At 36.6% G+C, this 18,742-nt stretch carries 14 protein-coding genes; 7 read left to right on the forward strand and 7 right to left on the reverse strand.

The window, feature by feature from the left end:
* The first annotated feature begins 1 nt into the window (after position 1).
* The 4 genes from OM074_RS10530 (at position 2) to OM074_RS10545 (ending at position 7,349) form a co-directional block, all read left to right on the forward strand.
* Positions 2-1,162: a hypothetical protein gene (locus OM074_RS10530; protein WP_301199436.1), complete on the forward strand. Its 1,161-nt coding sequence runs from the start codon at positions 2-4 to the stop codon at positions 1,160-1,162.
* 243 nt (positions 1,163-1,405) lie between these two features.
* A complete protein-coding gene (locus OM074_RS10535) occupies positions 1,406-1,882 on the forward strand; it encodes a YkgJ family cysteine cluster protein (RefSeq protein ID WP_301199437.1) in 477 nt (158 codons plus the stop codon).
* 328 nt (positions 1,883-2,210) lie between these two features.
* Entirely contained in the window at positions 2,211-5,573 is a 3,363-nt protein-coding gene (locus OM074_RS10540) for a sensor histidine kinase (protein ID WP_301199438.1), read from the forward strand.
* Positions 5,574-6,053: 480 nt separating this feature from the next.
* Positions 6,054-7,349, forward strand: a complete 1,296-nt coding sequence (locus OM074_RS10545; RefSeq protein ID WP_301199439.1) for a cryptochrome/photolyase family protein — start codon at positions 6,054-6,056, stop codon at positions 7,347-7,349.
* Positions 7,350-7,385: 36 nt separating this feature from the next.
* Here the strand turns inward: OM074_RS10545 and OM074_RS10550 are convergent, their stop codons facing one another.
* The 7 genes from OM074_RS10550 to OM074_RS10580 form a co-directional block, all read right to left on the reverse strand.
* The gene (locus tag OM074_RS10550; protein WP_301199440.1) at positions 7,386-8,114 is read right to left on the reverse strand and encodes a TetR/AcrR family transcriptional regulator; all 729 of its coding nucleotides are present in this window, start codon (positions 8,112-8,114) and stop codon (positions 7,386-7,388) included.
* Positions 8,115-8,193: 79 nt separating this feature from the next.
* On the reverse strand, positions 8,194-9,459 hold the full coding sequence (locus tag OM074_RS10555) for an aminotransferase class I/II-fold pyridoxal phosphate-dependent enzyme (protein WP_301199441.1): 1,266 nt from the start codon (positions 9,457-9,459) through the stop codon (positions 8,194-8,196).
* 385 nt (positions 9,460-9,844) lie between these two features.
* Entirely contained in the window at positions 9,845-10,285 is a 441-nt protein-coding gene (locus OM074_RS10560) for a MarR family winged helix-turn-helix transcriptional regulator (protein ID WP_301199442.1), read from the reverse strand.
* Between the two features lie 70 nt (positions 10,286-10,355).
* Entirely contained in the window at positions 10,356-10,985 is a 630-nt protein-coding gene (locus OM074_RS10565) for a glutathione peroxidase (protein WP_301199443.1), read from the reverse strand.
* A gap of 368 nt (positions 10,986-11,353) precedes the next feature.
* Positions 11,354-13,282 (reverse strand): DUF4914 family protein, encoded by a 1,929-nt coding sequence (locus OM074_RS10570; RefSeq protein ID WP_301199444.1) that lies wholly within the window; start codon positions 13,280-13,282, stop codon positions 11,354-11,356.
* A 276-nt stretch (positions 13,283-13,558) separates the two neighbouring features.
* Positions 13,559-14,110, reverse strand: a complete 552-nt coding sequence (locus OM074_RS10575; RefSeq protein WP_301199445.1) for a helix-turn-helix domain-containing protein — start codon at positions 14,108-14,110, stop codon at positions 13,559-13,561.
* Between the two features lie 771 nt (positions 14,111-14,881).
* Positions 14,882-15,286 carry an endonuclease domain-containing protein gene (locus OM074_RS10580; RefSeq protein ID WP_301199446.1) on the reverse strand — a complete coding sequence of 135 codons (405 nt, stop codon included), beginning with the start codon at positions 15,284-15,286 and terminating at the stop codon, positions 14,882-14,884.
* 1,057 nt (positions 15,287-16,343) lie between these two features.
* Here OM074_RS10580 and OM074_RS10585 point away from each other — a divergent pair.
* The 3 genes from OM074_RS10585 (at position 16,344) to tnpA (ending at position 18,742) form a co-directional block, all read left to right on the forward strand.
* Positions 16,344-17,231: a phospholipase D-like domain-containing protein gene (locus OM074_RS10585; RefSeq protein WP_301199447.1), complete on the forward strand. Its 888-nt coding sequence runs from the start codon at positions 16,344-16,346 to the stop codon at positions 17,229-17,231.
* Positions 17,232-17,416: 185 nt separating this feature from the next.
* Positions 17,417-18,091 carry a hypothetical protein gene (locus tag OM074_RS10590; RefSeq protein WP_301199448.1) on the forward strand — a complete coding sequence of 225 codons (675 nt, stop codon included), beginning with the start codon at positions 17,417-17,419 and terminating at the stop codon, positions 18,089-18,091.
* 288 nt (positions 18,092-18,379) lie between these two features.
* Entirely contained in the window at positions 18,380-18,742 is a 363-nt protein-coding gene (tnpA, locus tag OM074_RS10595; RefSeq protein ID WP_301199449.1) for an IS66 family insertion sequence element accessory protein TnpA, read from the forward strand.

Here is an 18,742-nt window from a genome sequence, read left to right on the forward strand (position 1 = left end):
TATGATTAAGCTTGAAGAAATCTATGATGAAATGCGCCCTTACCGGGATTTTGAGGTTGCGGATGCGTTAAAGAGGATATTGGCAAAAGAAGAGTTTCATGCGGTATTAAAATATATTTTCTTTCGTAGGAGTGTTGAGGAATCACTGGCTGAAATGCAAACAATCAGAACCATTGATGACTTTCAGCAAAAATTTAGCGGACCGGCAGTGGCATCTGTGCTGGAGCAAACCAGTACAGAATTTTCTTATTCAGGGTTCGAAAATCTGGATAGGGATACGTCCTACCTGTTTATTTCAAACCATAGGGACATTGTGATGGACAGTGCCATATTACAATATGTCTTGAACAAACATGGGCATAGAACATCGCAAATTACCTTTGGAAGCAACCTGATGAGCAGCCAGTTTATTATTGATGTAGGTAAAATCAATAAAATGTTTACTTTTTATCGGGGTGGTTCCAGGGTAGATATTTATCGCAATGCATTAATCCATTCTGCGTATATCAAAAAGGTGTTAACCGAAGAAAAAGAGTCGGCCTGGATTGCTCAACGGGATGGGCGTACTAAAGATGGGTTCGATAAAACACAGCTCTCGCTGTTAAAAATGCTTACCATAAAAGAAAAAGACCATATTTCAGCCTTAAAAAAGTTCAATATTTGTCCGGTTTCTATTTCTTACGAACTGGAGCCCTGTGATATTTTTAAAGTAAAAGAACTTTTGGCAACAGAAGATGGTGAATATACAAAAGCCCGGGATGAAGATTTCCATAGTATTTTAAATGGCATTGTAGGGTCAAAGGGTAAAGTCCATATTGCCTTTGGAAAACCGGTTAACAATTATATTGATAAATATTTTGACGAGCTGGATAATTCAAATGTTCATGAAAAGGTATGTGATTATATGGATAGCCAGATTTGGCACGATTATAAACTAAACCCATTTAATTATTTGGCTTTTGATATATTAAATACCAGTCAGCAACATATCGGAATAAAATATGAGCAGGCGGATATTGAGAATTTTTATGAGATGCTCGATCAAAAGGTAAATGGGGAATCAGATCCCATAAAAGTAAAAAAACAGAAGGATGGACTCCTGAAGATGTATGCAGCGCCAGTTGAAAATTATTTTAAGGTAAGCGATGAGGTTGAGGGTTGAGGAATCCTATTAGAATATTGTACTACAGAAACAGAGAATCACAAAAGGATAACCTTGTGGTTCTTTGTTATTTATAGTCTTTTTTCTCCTGGATTCTTCAAATACATCTATAAAAATGCATTTTTATTTAACCCATCCGCTATTTCATCAGTCAAAACACCTACATTTACCGTTTCAAACAGAACATAGAGGCCTTTATCAGATAATAGTTTCATGTATTTGTTCTAATCATATAAAACTATTATGAAATTGATGTTGGATATTGAATGTATTAGGCGTATTTCAAAAGAAAAACGCATAGAGAATAAAGCCTTTGTTGCATATCTTAATGATGGTGATTCTGATAAAGTAGATAATATAGTTCATCGACTTTATGAAAAAGTTGCTTCGCAGATAGATTGTGTTATGTGTGGTAATTGTTGTAGAAACATCAGGCCTCCTGTAAAGGATGAGGTGTTGCAGTTATATTTAACTAAAGAAGATCTTTCCAAATATAAGTATGCCTGGGGGTTTACTTGTAAAAACCTGGATGGCAACAAATGTAAAATCTATACCGACCGTTATGATGAGTGCAGGTTATTCCCATATCTCGATCAAAATAATTTTATATCCAGGATGCCTGGAGTACTTCAGAATTATGAAATATGCCCCATTGTATTTAATGTTGTTGAACAATTAAAGGTGGAATTAAATTGGAAATATGACTTACATGCTTTATAGTTTGTTGTTGCTTGTAAATTTATAAGGGAACATTAACCTGAGCCCTATGATTTTAATTGAATTGAGGTTGTTAAACTATAGCAATAATGCCTCATGCAATGTATTGTACTATCCAAATTATATCCAACTAACCACTTTTGTCAATACATAAAATTATCTGTGGATTTTGATTAGGAGACGTATAAAATTTAATGCTAAATATTCCCTCTGCTCTTGCAATATTTATTTATAGCGGTTATATTTAATACTATGCCGAATTTCTGAATGCTTTGCATATAAATAGGTTAAGTGTTTCAGGTTTGGCTTCAGGATAAATATAGTTGGGTTTATGTTAAAGTATTGTTTAACCATATTGTTCTTAGGACTTCTGTTGCTGGCAGATGCTCAATATAAGTTTACTCCGCTTGAAACAGATGTGGGAATTGATATGACCCGGTCAATATTCCGTGATCATAGGGGGTATGTGTGGATTGGCAATCAGCGTCTGGGATTAATGCGTTATGATGGCTATGAAATCAGGAGGTATCTTCATCAACATAATGATACTGCCTCAATGAGTAGCAATGCCATTTATTGTATTTTTGAAGACTCAAAGAAACAGCTTTGGATTGGGACAGAAGATGGGCTGAACAGGTATGTTGAAGAGGTGGATGGATTTGTGAACTATTATTTTAAACAACCTGGCCAAACCAACCTGTCCAGTAGTTTTATCAATAAAATTGCAGAAGCACCTGATTCCACTTTGTGGGTGCTTACCCAAAATGGCTTGTTATCCTATGATAGGGGTAACGATAAGTTTATTTACCATGTAAATTCTGCACAAAGTGACAATGCCTTTACTTGTATTGACTGGGATAGTAAAGGGCGCATGTGGTGTGGAACAAATAATACAAATGGGCTCTATCGGTTTAATCCCCTTCAAAGTTCGTTTTTGTTCTTCCCCGATGCTCATCCCTCAAGGCAGGTAATAGGCAAAAAAACTCTTTTTATAGATTCAGCAGATAATTTCTGGTATGGGCATATGGGGGTGGGCCTGGCAAAATTTCATCCAGACAAGGGAAACTACGACTATTACCCGGATGGGAATACATCCACGGGTACTAATGGGAACATTATTTACGATATACTTGAGGTGGATAGTATCAATTTATTTATTGGTATCGACCAGGGGGGTATTAGTATATTAAACCGTGAAACAGATAAATTCCACCATGTTACAAACAATAATTTCCGTTACGGGAATATTGGTTCCAACGGTGTATATTGTTTGCATAAGGATTATGAGGGGATTATCTGGGTTGGAACTTCCAGGGGAGGGGTCAGTTTTGCTAATCCTAAGGAAGCTCGTTTTGATACGTATTACCCAATGCATTTTGCACAGGTAGGAAATGACCAACAATCTTATTATCCTTCCTATGGATTTAACAGTTGCTTTTTGGAAGATTTTGAGGGGGATATCTGGATAGGAATGGATGGAGGAGGGGTAAATGTATTTAACCGGAAATCAAAGAAATTTACCTTGCTCAATAAGTTGCTTGATCTGAATTTAAAAGTTGTGCGTTCCCTGTGTCAGGATTCAGATGGGAATATTTGGATTACTTACTGGGAAGGAAAAATCATTAAATATAATCCCCAAAATAATAGCTATACCCTGGAAGAATTTCAGCCTCCTGAACTGGTACAGTTAAGTGCCAATTCTTATATGAGAATGTTCATTGATAGTAAAAAAAGGTTTTGGTTGGCTTATACCTTTGGCGATGTGGCCTGTTATAGACCGGATAAATCTTTTATAAACCAATATTTTATCGGGGACTCTGTCAGGTACATGGATCCTGTATTGTATGAGTCTGACGATGGTGAGATATATGCTGCATCTAAAGATGGTGTTTTTTTATATGATGAACAAAGTGACACCATGCATAAGATAGTTGATGTTGACAATGTGGTAAGTATGGATTTTGGTGGAGAAAACGATATTTGGTTCGGAACCCTTGGTGGCGATTTATACAGTTGTAACCTGGAAGGCAAGGATTTAAAAAAACATATAATCCATAAAAATACAGCAGGCCTATCCATTAAGGCGGTAGCATACGTTAATAAGCAGGTGTGGATTTCAACTGATGCAGGAATCGTTATTTATCATACAGAAACCCATACAACTTCTGCTTTTGATAAGAATGATGGCTTGCATGGGAATAATTTCTTTATGCAATCTGTCCTGAAAGCTAATGATGGGCAATTGTTTTTTGGTGGTGACAATGGCTTTAGTGCCTTTTATCCGGAAAAGATGCATAGCAATGATTTTGTTCCTCCGGTATACATAACCGATTTGTATCTGTCTTCTGAAAAAAAGAGCCTGAAAGATTCCATTTTATCCAGGCAACGAACAGAGTTTGTCAATACGGTGGAATTGGACTGGAAATCAAAATTAAAGCTTGAATTTAGGTTTGTGGCAATCAACCTGACCTTTCCCGTAAAAAACCAGTATAAGTTTATGTTGGAAGGTTTTGATTCGTCGTGGAATGATGCAAGCCCCCTTTCCAGAAAAGCGGTATATACCAATCTTAATCCAGGGGAGTATGTTTTCCGGGTAAAGGCTAGTAATAACGATGGCCTTTGGAATGAGGAAGGAGCAGGTTTGTCCCTGATAATTAATCCTCCATTTTGGAAAACAACCTGGTTTGTTGCCATAGAAGTTCTCATAGTCTTTATTCTGCTGTATTCGTTCATTTTGCATAGAGAACGCAAAATGATACGTGATAAAATGAAGTTGCAGGAAAAAGTTACGCAAAGAACCAAACAGATAGAGGAGCAAAAGGAAACGTTGGATAAGCAAAACCGACTTCTTGAACAGCAAAATGATGAGCTTGAGTCCAAACAAGAGGAGCTTCAGGTGCAAAACGAGGAACTTAACAGGCACAGGAACCACTTGCAGGAATTGGTTGATGAACAAACTGAAGATTTAATAGAGGCAAAAGAAAAGGCAGAAGAGTCGGAGCGTTTAAAATCATCATTTTTGGCTAATATGTCGCATGAAATCAGAACACCCATGAATGCGATTATTGGATTCTCCACCTTGTTGACTACACCTGAAATTAGTGATGATGAGAAGGAAACTTTTGTTCCGATGATTCGCGACAATAGTGAAGTCCTGCTCCACTTAGTTGAGGATATTCTCGATTTTTCGCTTATAGAAAGCAATCAGATTAAAATCAACTGCAAGGAGTTTAATCTTAATGATTTGATTGAGAATGTATTTGCAAATTTTGTTTTTGATGATAAAGTGAAGGGGCTTGACCTGAGATTGAAAAATACGGTTGAAAGTGAGGAGTTGCATTTGTTTTCGGATGAGTACAGGATCCGGCAGATATTATCCAATCTGATGAGCAATGCGCTGAAGTTTACGCAAAAAGGCTTTGTGGAACTTGGCTCCAGAAAAAAAGATGGCATGTTGGAATTGTACGTAAAAGATAGCGGTGTTGGGATGACAGTAGAAGAGCAGGAAGTTATCTTTAGGCAGTTTGTAAAACTTCAGAAAGATCAATACAGCAATATCCGGGGGATAGGTCTTGGGCTTTCCATTTCAAAACGACTGGCAGATTTATTACACGGCCAACTCAGTGTTTTCTCAAAAAAGGATGTAGGATCAGAGTTTGTATTGACCCTTCCCGTTGAAAAATTACCTTCTTAACTTTTATTTCCTAAACATTTCGGGTGCCTTTGGGCATTTAATATTGATTTTTAGTGTTCTAAATGGTAATTTTTACGTTTTTCCTGATAGTATCGTAGAAAACAATAAAAAGTCAATAATCTTGATATTTGATTCTCTTCTGGTTTTCCAACCTGGGATTTGTTGAAAAAAACGAACTCAATCATGCTAAAATATAAACACCTGAAAGTTTTTTGCAAGAGCTAAGTGGGTTGAAAATAAGAAGATAGTGTATTTTGATATTGATAATTGCAAAAATAACGTAAACTATTAAGTACATATATGGAAAAATGTGTTATTTTTGTTGGCATAAAAGTGATACCGCAAAGAAACCCATCTATAGATTATTCTTAAGGTGAAGCTCCAATGACTTTTCTGGTTTTTGGTACTTCACCTTTTTTGTTGTCCCTAATCTGCAACTTTTATTAAAAACTAATTCAACTATTTTGTGTTTTATATGCAATGGCAAAAGAAAAGGTTAGTATATTCTGGTTTAGAAGAGATTTACGCTTAGATGACAATTACGGTTTTTATAAATCTCTTAACGGTAATTACCCCGTTTTACCTCTTTTTATTTTTGATACAGATATAACCGATAAACTTGCGGTTGATGATTCAAGGATTGGTTTTATTTATGAATTGCTTTCAGGTCTTTCTGATGCGTTGCGCAGTTATTCCAGTGGTATTCTGGTTAAAAAAGGAAAACCATATGAGGTATGGAATGAATTGCTGGGTGAATATGATGTCCGGTCTGTTTATGCTAATGAGGACTATGAACCATACGGTATTCAACGGGATGAGCTGGTAAAAGATCTTCTGTCTTGGCGTAGTATTCCTTTCTCGTTATATAAAGATCATGTGATTTTTGCTAAGGCAGATGTTTTAAAAAATGATGGATCGCCTTATGCCATGTATACCGCCTATAAAAACAGGTGGTTACGTAATTTGGCAGAATGCCCGTTTGATGAGTTTCCCTTGGTTGAAAATGCGAACTTTATAAAACGACGCTTTAATATACCGACATTAACAGACTTGGGATTTGTACCATCAGGTATTAAAGTTGTGCCGTATTCCTTTGATTGTTTGAAGGATTATGATGAAACCCGCGATTATCCTGCCCTGAATGGGAGTAGTAAACTGGGGCCTTTTCTTCGGTTTGGTGCTTTGAGTATCCGTAAAGTGTTTAGACAGGCAAGGTATAATGAAACATTTTTAAATGAATTGATTTGGCGTGAGTTTTTTATTCAGGTATTATATCATTTTCCATTATCGGCTAATAAAAATTTTAAAGAAAAATATGATGGTATAAAATGGAGGAATAACCTGGAGGAGTTTGAAAAGTGGAAATGCGGGGAAACTGGTTATTTGTTGGTTGACGCAGGAATGAGGGAGTTGAATGCCACCGGATATATGCATAATAGGGTGCGTATGGTAGTTGCCAGTTTTTTGTGCAAACATTTGTTGATTGATTGGAGGTGGGGAGAACGGTTTTTTGCAGAAAAACTATTGGATTTTGAACTGGCTTCCAATGTGGGTAATTGGCAATGGGTGGCTGGTACAGGTTGCGATTCGGCGCCTTACTTTAGGGTGTTCAATCCTATTCAGCAAGCTGTAAAGTTTGATCCGCAAATGGAATATATTAAAAAGTGGCTTACTGCAAAGGAAATTAAATGTGCCAAACCAATGGTTGAGCACAAATATGCGCGCGAAAGGGCAATTTATACTTATCGTGCAGAATTAAAACCCGACAGGAGATAAACCAAAGAGCCTCCTGTCGGAATTGTATAATATTAGTTAATACTTGTGTATTAAAGTGTTTACCCGGTTTTTTGATAAACCTGTAATTTCCACAATATCATCAACCTCCATGCCTTTTTGGTGTGCTTTTATGGCAACATCATCCATTTTATTGTCGGTTTCCAGTTTATCAAAAACAAGATCGATGAGCCAATTCAGGGTTTTTATAAACTCTTCAACATCCTGCTTTTCCGTAAAATCAAATTCACCAAAGGTAGATTTTTCCTTGTGCAGTATCAGGTAATATATGCCAGCAATAAAAAAGGCATAAATCATGTTGGCGTTGATGTTATATCTGTTGAATACATCGCGGGCCTGCGAGTATAATCCCTCGGCAAGTATCTCTCTTTGGATGGCAACCGAAGTGGTAAAGCCTTCCTTGTCTCCCAGTTCCCAAATTAAGAACTGCTGAAGCTCTTCATTGTTGTAAATATCGTTAAACTGGTTAATAAGGAGCCCTTTCATAAACTCACGGTGGTCTTCAATCTGGTGCCCCTCCAGTTTCGACAGGTTTTTAAGCCAATAGTCCTGTTGGTTGATATAGGCTTTTAAAAGTCCGTCAAAATCAGTATAGTGGCGGTAGATAAAAGCTTTGTCTACTCCTGATTCTTCTGAAATTAAGTTGATGCTTAATTTGGAGTACCCTCTCTCTTTGAGTACCAGCCCAATGGTCTTGATTAACTTGAGTCTTGATGCAATTGCTTTTTTTTCTCTTATGCTAGGCATTTTGTAAATGATTATTGTGTTTATTAAAAGGTTTACAGTTATTGGTTTTCAATGTCTGAGCAGGGTTCCTGGGAGCGTTTCATGTGTTTCTTGAAATGCCAAGTCCATACTCATTATTGATTTTGGCCAGCAAGTTACAAAATTTATCTAAGTCTGAAAGAGTGTGTTGCGCAGTAACGCTTACCCGAAACCTGGAATCGTTTATTTTTACTGCCGGATAAATAGCCGGGACAACATAAATACCATTTTCTAATAGTTTTCGTGCGGTAGACAGAGTTTTTTCATCATCCCTTATCATTAATGGGGTAATAGGGGTTTCAGAATGGCCGGTGTCGTAACCCATATCAGCGAGTTTTGTTTTCAGGTAATGGGTGTTTTTCCAAAGGTTTTTAATGTGTTCAGGTTCTTCTGAAAACAAGTCGACTGCTTTTGATGCTGCAGCAACAACTGCCGGAGCCACGGAAACGGAGAAGATGTTGGATCGGGAGAAGTGTCTCATATATTCGATCAGCTTTTCTGAGCCGGCGATATATCCGCCTGCGGTCCCCATTGACTTGCTGAAAGTTCCGATAACCAGGTCAACGCGGTTTTCAACGCCAAAATGGTCCAGGGTGCCTTTGCCATCTTTCCCTAATACGCCGGCTCCATGGGCATCATCAACAAAAACCATGGCGCCATATTTTTCTGCCAGGTCGCAAATATCTGGTAGTTTTGCCAAATCACCGTCCTGAGAAAATACCCCATCAACCACTATCGTCATGTTACGGTATTTTCCTTGCGACCTTTTTAAAACCAGCTCAAGGTAATTCATGTCGTTGTGCTTGTATATTTTAACGTTGGTGTTGTTTCGTAATCCATCGTAAATACTGGCATGTACATACATATCAGCAAAAACAATATCTGCTTTGTTGAACATATTCTGGAATACGCCAATGTTGGCCGAATAACCTGAGGTAAATAGTATGGCCTTTTCCTGACCGTGCAGGCGGGCCAGTTTTTCTTCCAGTTCTTTGTGAATATCAATATAACCTCCTATTGGCGGTGCGGCACAGGTGCCCGCTCCATATTTATCGATGGCATCTTTGGCTGCTTGCTTTACTTTTGGGTGCTGCGATAATCCCAGGTAGTTGTTTGATACAAAGCTCGTGGTTTCAAAGACTTCATGGGTGTAGTAATCCTTTACAGTCATTTTGTTGCCTACTGCTGATTGTGCCATAAAGCCATAAGGATAAGTTTTGTTGTGGTTAAACTGCTCCTTAAATCTTTCAAAGTTTTCTACTGATGCATGGGTATCCATATCCGGAATATCGATAAACTCCCTCATGCTCATAAATTGTTTTTCCATACTATTAAAAATTATAACGATGATTATTTTAGTTCGTTTTTACAATAATAGTAAATAGATGCAAGTATTTGTTTTAATAATTGACTTTCATGGCGGTAGTTTGGTATCGCCCTTTTTATGAGTGTGTTTTTGTTTTTGAAATAGTAGTGGAGGTCTTTGTGTTTTATGGGATAAATGTGTTGGTTGGTTTATTTATATGTAATTTAACGAACCATAAAGTATGAAAAATAAATAATGTTATTATTTTTGATGTCGATTTGATTCCATAAGATTATAGAATCCCTACTATAGATTATCCTGAAGGTGAGAGATGAAGTGTTGCATAAACGGATTGCAATTTCATCATCACCTTTTTTTCTGCATAAAAATTGGGTGATGGAATTAATTATTTGGACAAAAGATTAATAATATCGTAGAGGCTTTGTTTGAGTGTTAATAAGTCATCCAGTTTAATGTTGCTGTTTAACAGGCGTTTTGCAAGTTCTTCAGGAATTTTTGAAGCTTTTTCTTGTAGCTCCTTGCCTTTGTTGGTTAGCTGCACAAGTACTTTCCGCTCGTCTTTGTCCGAACGACTTCTGTAAATCAGGTTTTGCTGCTCCATTCGTTTAAGCAGCGGCGTTATGGTATTGGTATTGAGGATCAGTTTTTTTGCAATATCATTAACCCCAAGGCAGTCATTCTCCCATAAAACCATTAAAACTAAATATTGTGGATAAGTGATGGATAAACTGTCTAAAAATGGTTGGTATTCCCTTGTGATCAACCTTGATGCTGCGTAAATAGGGAAGCACAATTGATTTTTCAGTTTAAGCTGTTCGTATGCCATGTTAAATAGTTATGGAGAATGAACTGCAATATTACAAAAAATTGAATAATTCAATTTAGTGAGGCCTGTTTTATAGGGCAATTTCTTTTAAAAAGCCATCCTCCAAAGGGGAAACGGAAGGCCCGAAATAGTGAGTCAATATACCATTTTCATCAACCAGGTATTTGCTAAAATTCCAGTCGGGTTCATGATCGTTCCAGCCGTTTAACCCCTTGCTCGAAAGCCATTTGAAAATCGGCTGTTGGTTTGTTTTTGGGGTTACACAACCTTTAGGGGCAACAGGGAATGTTACTCCATAGTTGATGGTGCAGAATTGAGCTATTTTTTCATCATCACCTTTTTCCTGGTTTGCAAAATCGTTAGAGGGGAAAGCTATTATCTGTAATGTTTTGCCAAATTTTTCATGTAGTGTTTGTAGTTCTTTGTATTGCCCTGTATAGCCACAATCGGAAGCTGTGTTTACAAGCAAAACCTTTTTGCCTTTGTAATCTGAAAAGTCAATTACAGTGCCGGTTTTTAAGGTCAATTTCAAGTTGTAAAAAGAGTTTTTAGGACTGGTTTTGTCTGGGTTGGCTATCACAACCCCGTTTTTTCCTTTTTTCCCGATTTTGCGTATCGTGGGATACAACTTTCGTAGCAGTCTTTGCTTAAATGTTTCCTGCTTTACCTTGCTGGTAGTGTTTGAATCATTTGTTTTCATAAAGAAATATTTAATTGATTATTTTAATCAAGAGATAAAATGTCGTGCACGACACAAAAGTAATAAATATTTAATATGTCGCAAGCGATATAAAAAGGTTTCTTTTGAATTTGTTTGATTATAAAATAATACTTGAGTAATTGGCGAAATGGTTTAAGTGCATGTGAAGGAGTGACTTGCGAATTTATGTGTGTGATAAAAGCATATTTGTGAACTTTTATCTCAACCCTTTCGTGTTGGTTATCTTTTTTAGGATAGGGGGCAAAACAAGAAACCTCCAGTGTTTAATCGGGCGCGAATGATAATGTTATAATATTGCCCAAACACTGGAGGTGTTTCTATTTTAATACAAACCTGTTTCTTTGTTCTTATAGGTTTTCTATGGTTTTAAATGAATACTCATATTCAAAACTCATAGGAACAATCTTGTTGTACTCATCAATGGATGCATCGTTTAGGCAGGCCTCAATAATGCGCCTTCCTGTATCCAGTAATCCTGGTTGTAAGTATTGCTTCAACTCTTTTTTGAAGAATTCAGTAAGCTCTGCAGCTCCTGCATCGTAACCTTCAACCCCTACTTCTGGCTGTTTGTATACTTTCAATAATGGTTTAGGAATCTTCGCTCCTTCAATGGTAAGGTAGTTTAACTCGTAACCCAATAACGGACAACGGGAATCCTGATATTGGTCTTCGCGTAGTTTGGCAGCACCACGGCGAGTCATATACTCACGCATTAACAGCTGGGGCTTAAAACCAACCTTCCATACACCAATATTTTGGTTAGGCACCAAAGTAAAGGTGGTGCGTGGGGTATCAATGATTTGCTTTAGCAGCATGTTGGCGTGGTCTACCATTTTACCGGTTGCAAATGGCCAGTACGATCCAACACCCTCGCTTTGCATAGTGCCATCACTTACAATACTTGGGTTTTTATGGCCGCGAGGTGCAACCAGGCGCCATAGCCATGCCAATGCAGGTGGTAAGATATGGAACATACCCGCAATACCGTAGCTTGGCTCACCTTTGGTACATTGCGGTGCACGTAATCCAAAGCTACGCACATCAACCGCTACGGGACGGTCAATTACATTTGGCATAATTTTACGGGGGATTACCACACGTGGGTTCGGACATTTTTTACCTGGCTCGTCTTCAATGTGATCCCAGATTAATGCTGTAGAGTCCGGGTTGGTATTGATGTTTAAGAACAACAAAGGCTCTTTAGGTGTGATGGTGGTCTTTTCCAGTGTTGGGTCGTCGCCATACTGGTTTACCGAATCAACACGAACAAACCATGAGTTTTCTGCATCTACAATACGCAATTTTCCGTCTTTTTCCTGTACAGATGGGTGACAGAAGGCCATATCGTCGGCAACGGGACGGAAAGCACATGACTTTGGAATTTCAATATGCTTGGTTTCTCCTGTAACAGAGTTTTGTCCTAATAATACGGCTCCTTCCGGCTCGCGTAAAATATGTTGGTGCAACTCTGATTTACCACCGCCCGAGGCACCCTCGTGCATAAAAGTAGTAATGTTATCATAAGGTGAAATGGCTTCAACAGCCGAACAGTGCGCTGTTATCCAGCCCTCTTTTTCTCCTTGTGTCAGCAATACACCATATACGCCTTTTTTGGCCGAAGGGCCTGGGTATAAGTTGTATGAATATAATTCGTGAACATCCTCAGTGCGGTTGTGTACCACCACTTGCTTACCATCAAAGTGGGTGTGGCGGAATACAGGGGCTACAAAAATTGATGACTTAATCTCCATACCGTCCTCAAGCTCTTCCAGCGACTTCATTTCCTGTAACATGGCCAGGCCTAAAGCAAAGAAACCTGCATTGGCCGGGGCAATGGCAATACCCAGCGAGCCAATCCCTGCGCGACCGGCAAAATAAAAGAACACAGCCAGATCCTGGGCCTTCAACCATTCAAAAGTTTCATCCTGTACCTTTGAAAATTCGTAGCCAAACTTATCTTTAAAAAGCGTTTTGTCAGTTGGTTTGTTGTCGGCAATTACCATGGTTCCCGGATCCCTGCGGCGCATATATGGCTCAGTGTAGTTGGCCGAGATCCCGTTTTTTACACGGTGTACAATGGCTTCGGTGTATTCACCTTTGCCGGGGATATCGTATTTAACCTCAAATTCTAAATTTTCTTTGCCGTTTGTTGCTGCATCAGCCAGCTCTTCTGTTGTGTTGAAAAAAGAAACGCTTTTGGCTTCTTTTAGTAAGGTTGAAACGTTTTCTGGCAATGTGATGCCTTTGCCCTTCAATACTTCAATTAAATCTGTCATGTGTCTAAATTTTGTTTTTCAATTGCCACATTCCTGTCCGTCCGGACAGACGGGGAACTCGCCAGTTAAATCAGGTGCTGTTGTGCATTAAAACTCATCCTGGCTCGTTTCATTTTATAATGGTTATATGTTTATTACTACATATCTGTTTTTGGGTGCGAAAATATTTCGGATACAAATATATTAATCAAGGCTTAAAAAATGAAGTGGTAATTTATTTAAATTAAGTTAAAATTTACACTATTAAGCCATACTTAATGCAATAGGCAAAAAAAACTAACTGAATGATGGGGTTGAAACCAATAAAATCATTGATTCCGTGCTGGTTGTGTTTGTAATTACATGTGGTCTGTTTGCGTTTAAATAAAAGCTGTCGTTTTGTTCCAGCAAATAGTTTTTGTTCTCCATATCCACCATTACTTTACCGGCTAATACAAATAAAAATGTTTGTCCCGGATGCATATGGATTAACCCTTCGGAACTGGCGTTGGGCTTGAGTTTTAGTAGCAAGGTGTCCATGTGTTTGTTGGGGCCGTGGTTCGACAATAAATATGAGGAACAGCCCGAGGCATTTTCTTCTACAAATGAAATATCATCAAACTTTTTTAAGGGATTGTTTGATAGGGTTTCGTTTTCACCAATCAGCTCCCCAACGGTAGTGTGTAAATGATCGGCAATCAGTTTTAAGTTGGTAATAGAGGGCAGTGCTTTTGCTTTTTCAATTTGCGAAAGTGCACTGGAACTGATCCCTACCTTTTTTGCTAACTCGTTGAGTTGCAGGTGTAATTCTTCTCTTTTGCGTTTGATTCGTTCTCCAAGGCGTTTCATGGTATACTATTCAATTTTCGCAACAAAGATACAAATTCGGCAAATCAAACCATCAGAGGGGTAAAATATTAAACAATACTTCACATCTATTTACAAATAGTTACATATGGTTGTTGTATAATCATGAGAATTGTCATGTTTTTATGGCCTTTATTACTATCAATGCCAATTGTTGCGTTAAGAGTTGTGTGAAGCTTACTTATGCAATGCCGGGAAAAGCAATAATCTTTATAAAAAAAATCTGCCTGATAAGATACTATCAGTTTTAAAGTAACCCCTTCTAATTCACCCCTATATCCCCTGAAGGGGACTTTGCCCCTTCCCGGAACCAAAACTTTTACAGCACGTAATAACAAAGCTGTAAATCAGAAGCCCCTTTAGGGGTTTGGGGTAGTGCAAGCTGTAAATAATTTTGAGAAACTATCAATTTTAAAGCATAACCCCTTCTAATTCACCCCTATATCCCCTGAAGGGGACTTTGCCCCTTCCCGGAACCAAAACTTTTACAGCACATAATAACAAAGCTGTAAATCAAAAGCCCTTTAGGGTTTGGGGTAGTGCAAGCTGTAACTAATTTTGAGAAACTTTCAATTTTAAAGTAACCCCTTCTAATTTACCCCTATATTCCCTGAAGGGGACTTTGCTTCTTCTCGAAACCAAAACTTGTACCACTCATAATAACAAAGCTGTAAATCAAAAGCCCCTTTAGGGGTTTGGGGTAGTGCAAGCTGTAAATCCAGGATCATACACTGATAAAAACTTTAAATCATTCTAATCAATTGTATATCCCATTTCAGATTCTCTTTCTTTTATTGCCTTCCGAATTTTTAATATTACATTTTCCAACAGCTCCATTACTTCTTTATTTGTAAACCTTAAAATTCTAATACCATAAAACTGCATTTCATGTTCCCTGCCACTGTCATACTCTTTCTGTCCTATATGAATCTTCCCATCAACTTCTATTACTAGCTTTAAACTATGACAATAAAAATCAGCAATAAATATATCTATAGGATGTTGTGCTCTAAATCGGTAGCCTCCCACCTTTTTATTCTTCAATTCATCCCATAACAGTTTTTCTGCTGAAGTCATATTCTTTCTTAAAAATTTGGCTTTTTCAAAGATTATAGGCTTTGCCCCATAAAACATATTTCTTTCTATAGTATCAGACATAAAGACTTAGAATTTATTATCTATCAAAATCTAATTTAAAGGATATTATCTGGACGCTAGTACAAATTCTAAACTAAAAATATAATGTTGGCATATTTCTACCCCTGTATCCCCAAAACAGAAGGTGTCAAAGCAGATAAATAATTTTGAGAAACAATCAGTTTTAAAGCATACCCCCTTCTAATTTACCCCTATATCCCCTGAAGGGGACTTTGCTTCTTCTCGAAACCAAAACTTGTACCACTCATAATAACAAAGCTGTAAATTAGAAGCCCCTTCAGGGGTTTGGGGTAGAGCAAGCTGTGAGTAATTTTGAGAAACAATCAGTTTTAAAGCATACCCCCTTCTAATTCACCCCTATATCCCCTGAAGGGGACTTTGCCCCTTCCCGGAACCAAAACTTTTACACACATAATAACAAAGCTGTAAATCAGAAGCCCCTATAAGGGTTTGGGGTAGAGCAAGCTGTAAATAATTTAGAGAAACTTCCAATTTTAAAGTAACCCCTCTTCATTAAAAGAGTTTTTACACTCCCTGTAACGCCATATGTGTTCTAAAAACCTATCGGTATAGTGTAAGTGTAGTTTAAAAGTAGTTATTAATTAACCATGAAAATTTATATTGTAAATATTTATACATGGACAAATAGGCATTAAATCAGGCTTTAATGTGTTGTTGACTTGTGTTGTGTTGATAAATATAATTCGTTATCTGAAACCTATAATAATTTTAAACGTACCTTAGGGTGCGCAATTAACTTTGTATAATTGTGATATTAATTTCACAGATTAGGTTTATAATTTAGTGTGGTATGGGAAGAGTTATTTTTTTCTGTGCCGCACTTTTATTGGATAAATAAATCGTGGCTATGGATAAAAGGGTTGTGAGTAACAAAGGATATACTTTACCACTCGCTTTTGCATGCCAAAATGGTATATGTAGTGAATTGGTTTAAGTATGTTATAATTTAAATATAAATGTAGTTCGGTTTAACCAGATGTTGTGCGGCGTTGTATGAAACTGAGTTGCAAATAAGAAAGTATATAGATTTTAGAGAATGGAATTGATTCAACCAGCAGAGATTTCTGGAAAAATAATGACATTGTTTGACCAAGCGAAAGAGGAGATAATTATTGTTTCACCCTATAATAAATTCACATATTGGAAAAAACTGACCCAAAGGATTGAAAAAGCAAAACAAAGGGGAGTAAAGATAAAGTGGTATATACGCAAGAACGTGGATAATAATGTGGAACAAATTCGTCAAATTGGTATTGAGCCAATAGAGATTGATAATTTGCATTGTAAACTATACTTAAATGAACAACATGCGGTTGTTACCTCAATGAATTTGCATGAATATTCGGACACTTCCTCTATCGACATTGGATACTATATTACAGAAGAGGATAAATACAAAGAGTTGACAGATTTTATTGACGTTTACATTGATAGTTGTTATGTCACCGAGAGTAAGGGAATTGAAGCAATCAATAGAGAATCGGCAACAAAAAAAGTGGATTTCATTGACTCTTTAGTTACTTTTCTGCTCGAAATGGGATTTGAAAAAGGAAATTTAAAGACTAATGAAAACAGATATGGAACAGTAGTAACGATTAATGAGTTTATGGAAAATTTCGAATTAATTCTTGAGCCTAAAGGAGTTTATTATCGCATTGACCTAAGAATTAATTATCCCTACAAGATTAAAAATGCCATATATGAATTTTTAAGATCTAATGAAAATGTATTAAATCGATTGATTGGTTTTGAAATTGATTTTGGTCGACAAATGAAACGGCTTAAATTAGACTTGGAGATTTTTGAAAATTACGAGTATGAAAACTGGGACAATGATGAATTTGAAAAATTGAAACCAATACTGATTAACTTGATAAAAGTATATAAAAGTCAAATAAACAATGCTATACAGCTATATGTATAAGAAATGATAATTTTTGTGGGTATTGAAGTGGTGGTTGCTCTAATCAGCTCCGCCAGATCTGTCGATTTGACTATTTAGTTTAGGTGCAGCTTTGGCTACATTGTAACTTGAAACTAAACCGCATTTAAGTTCGCTACAGCTTATATTATAAACGTTGTATGTAGTTTTTTAAAAAAAGAGAAAATATGGAAGAATTCGAATTTGACAATTTCAATTTTTCAATTGAATTGCCGGATGAAAAGGATAAATTATTCAAGGAATTCAATATTGAGTATTGTCATAATGCTGAATTAAAATCTGGGAAGAAATGGTTTTTAAGGTATTCAGAAGGATATCGTTTAGCATCAGAGAAATTATTTGCTCAATTGGATGGAAGTGCTCATAATGCAAATTTATTAGTTTATCCAATTGTATTCATATCTAGACAATATATTGAACTAAGTCTAAAAGAATTAATTAATGGTCTGAATTATATAAGAATAGAAAAATATACATTCCCTTGTGACCATAAGTTGACAGATCTATGGAAGGAATTTCATAGATTGAGTGTAAGCATAGATGAATCGCAAAAACCACAAGAATCGATTTTAAAAAACATCGAAAGGTTAATTGTTGAATTTGATGAAATCGATAATTTTTCAATGAATTTCAGATATCCAACAGATAACTCAAAAGAGAAAGCACCTTCACTAAAAATTACAAATATAGATTTAGATAATTTTCGAATTACAATGAATAAAATCTCTAATTTTCTCACATGGCAGAGTAATGCAATTTATCATTTGATAGATAATAAAGAGGCTTTTTATTATGATTTATGGAGAAAGTTTGATAAGAACTACAATCCCAATGACAATTAACAAAAACTACATCCAATCTGAGGCAAAACATGCAGATATAGTTGTGTTTTGGATGTTGTAAAGTGTTTTTGAATAACGCCAAATCTTTGTGCTTTAATTATGAAAAGATAAAAACAAATAAAATTTTAGCTCAGTAACGTCTTGAAAGGTTTGCTTGTTTAATCTCCATAAGCTTCATCTATCCACCATTGGTATTAATTGAGAAAGGATTCACTGTAACCAGCCGCTGAACCCCGTCTAAAATCAAGCATTTCATTTTTTAAGTTTGAAGGCTTAAAAACTATTTAAATGCTAAACGAAAATAAATTCAGAGAGATTTACGAAGGTTTTGTTACATCCGGATTAACAGCAAAAGATTACTGTAGCAACCTGGGGTTGGCAGAAGGTACATTTTATTACTGGCAAAATAAATTGAAAAACACCTTGCCACCTAAAAACGGATTTGTACCTGTAGTACTGAAAACTGAAAGAAATGAAGCTTCAATTTCGGATAATAGAAAAAAGCAGTACCTGATTAATTCAAAACAATCACCGGAACATATAAATAAAACAGGTTTATTGGAAATTTGCTATCCAAATGGAGTCCGGGTAAGACTAGATAATGGTGCTGATCTAGAAACATTACGTTCATTGATAGAGTTAATTCATTAA

The organism is Plebeiibacterium marinum (genome assembly GCF_026013615.1).
Classification (GTDB): domain Bacteria; phylum Bacteroidota; class Bacteroidia; order Bacteroidales; family Marinilabiliaceae; genus Saccharicrinis; species Saccharicrinis marinus_A.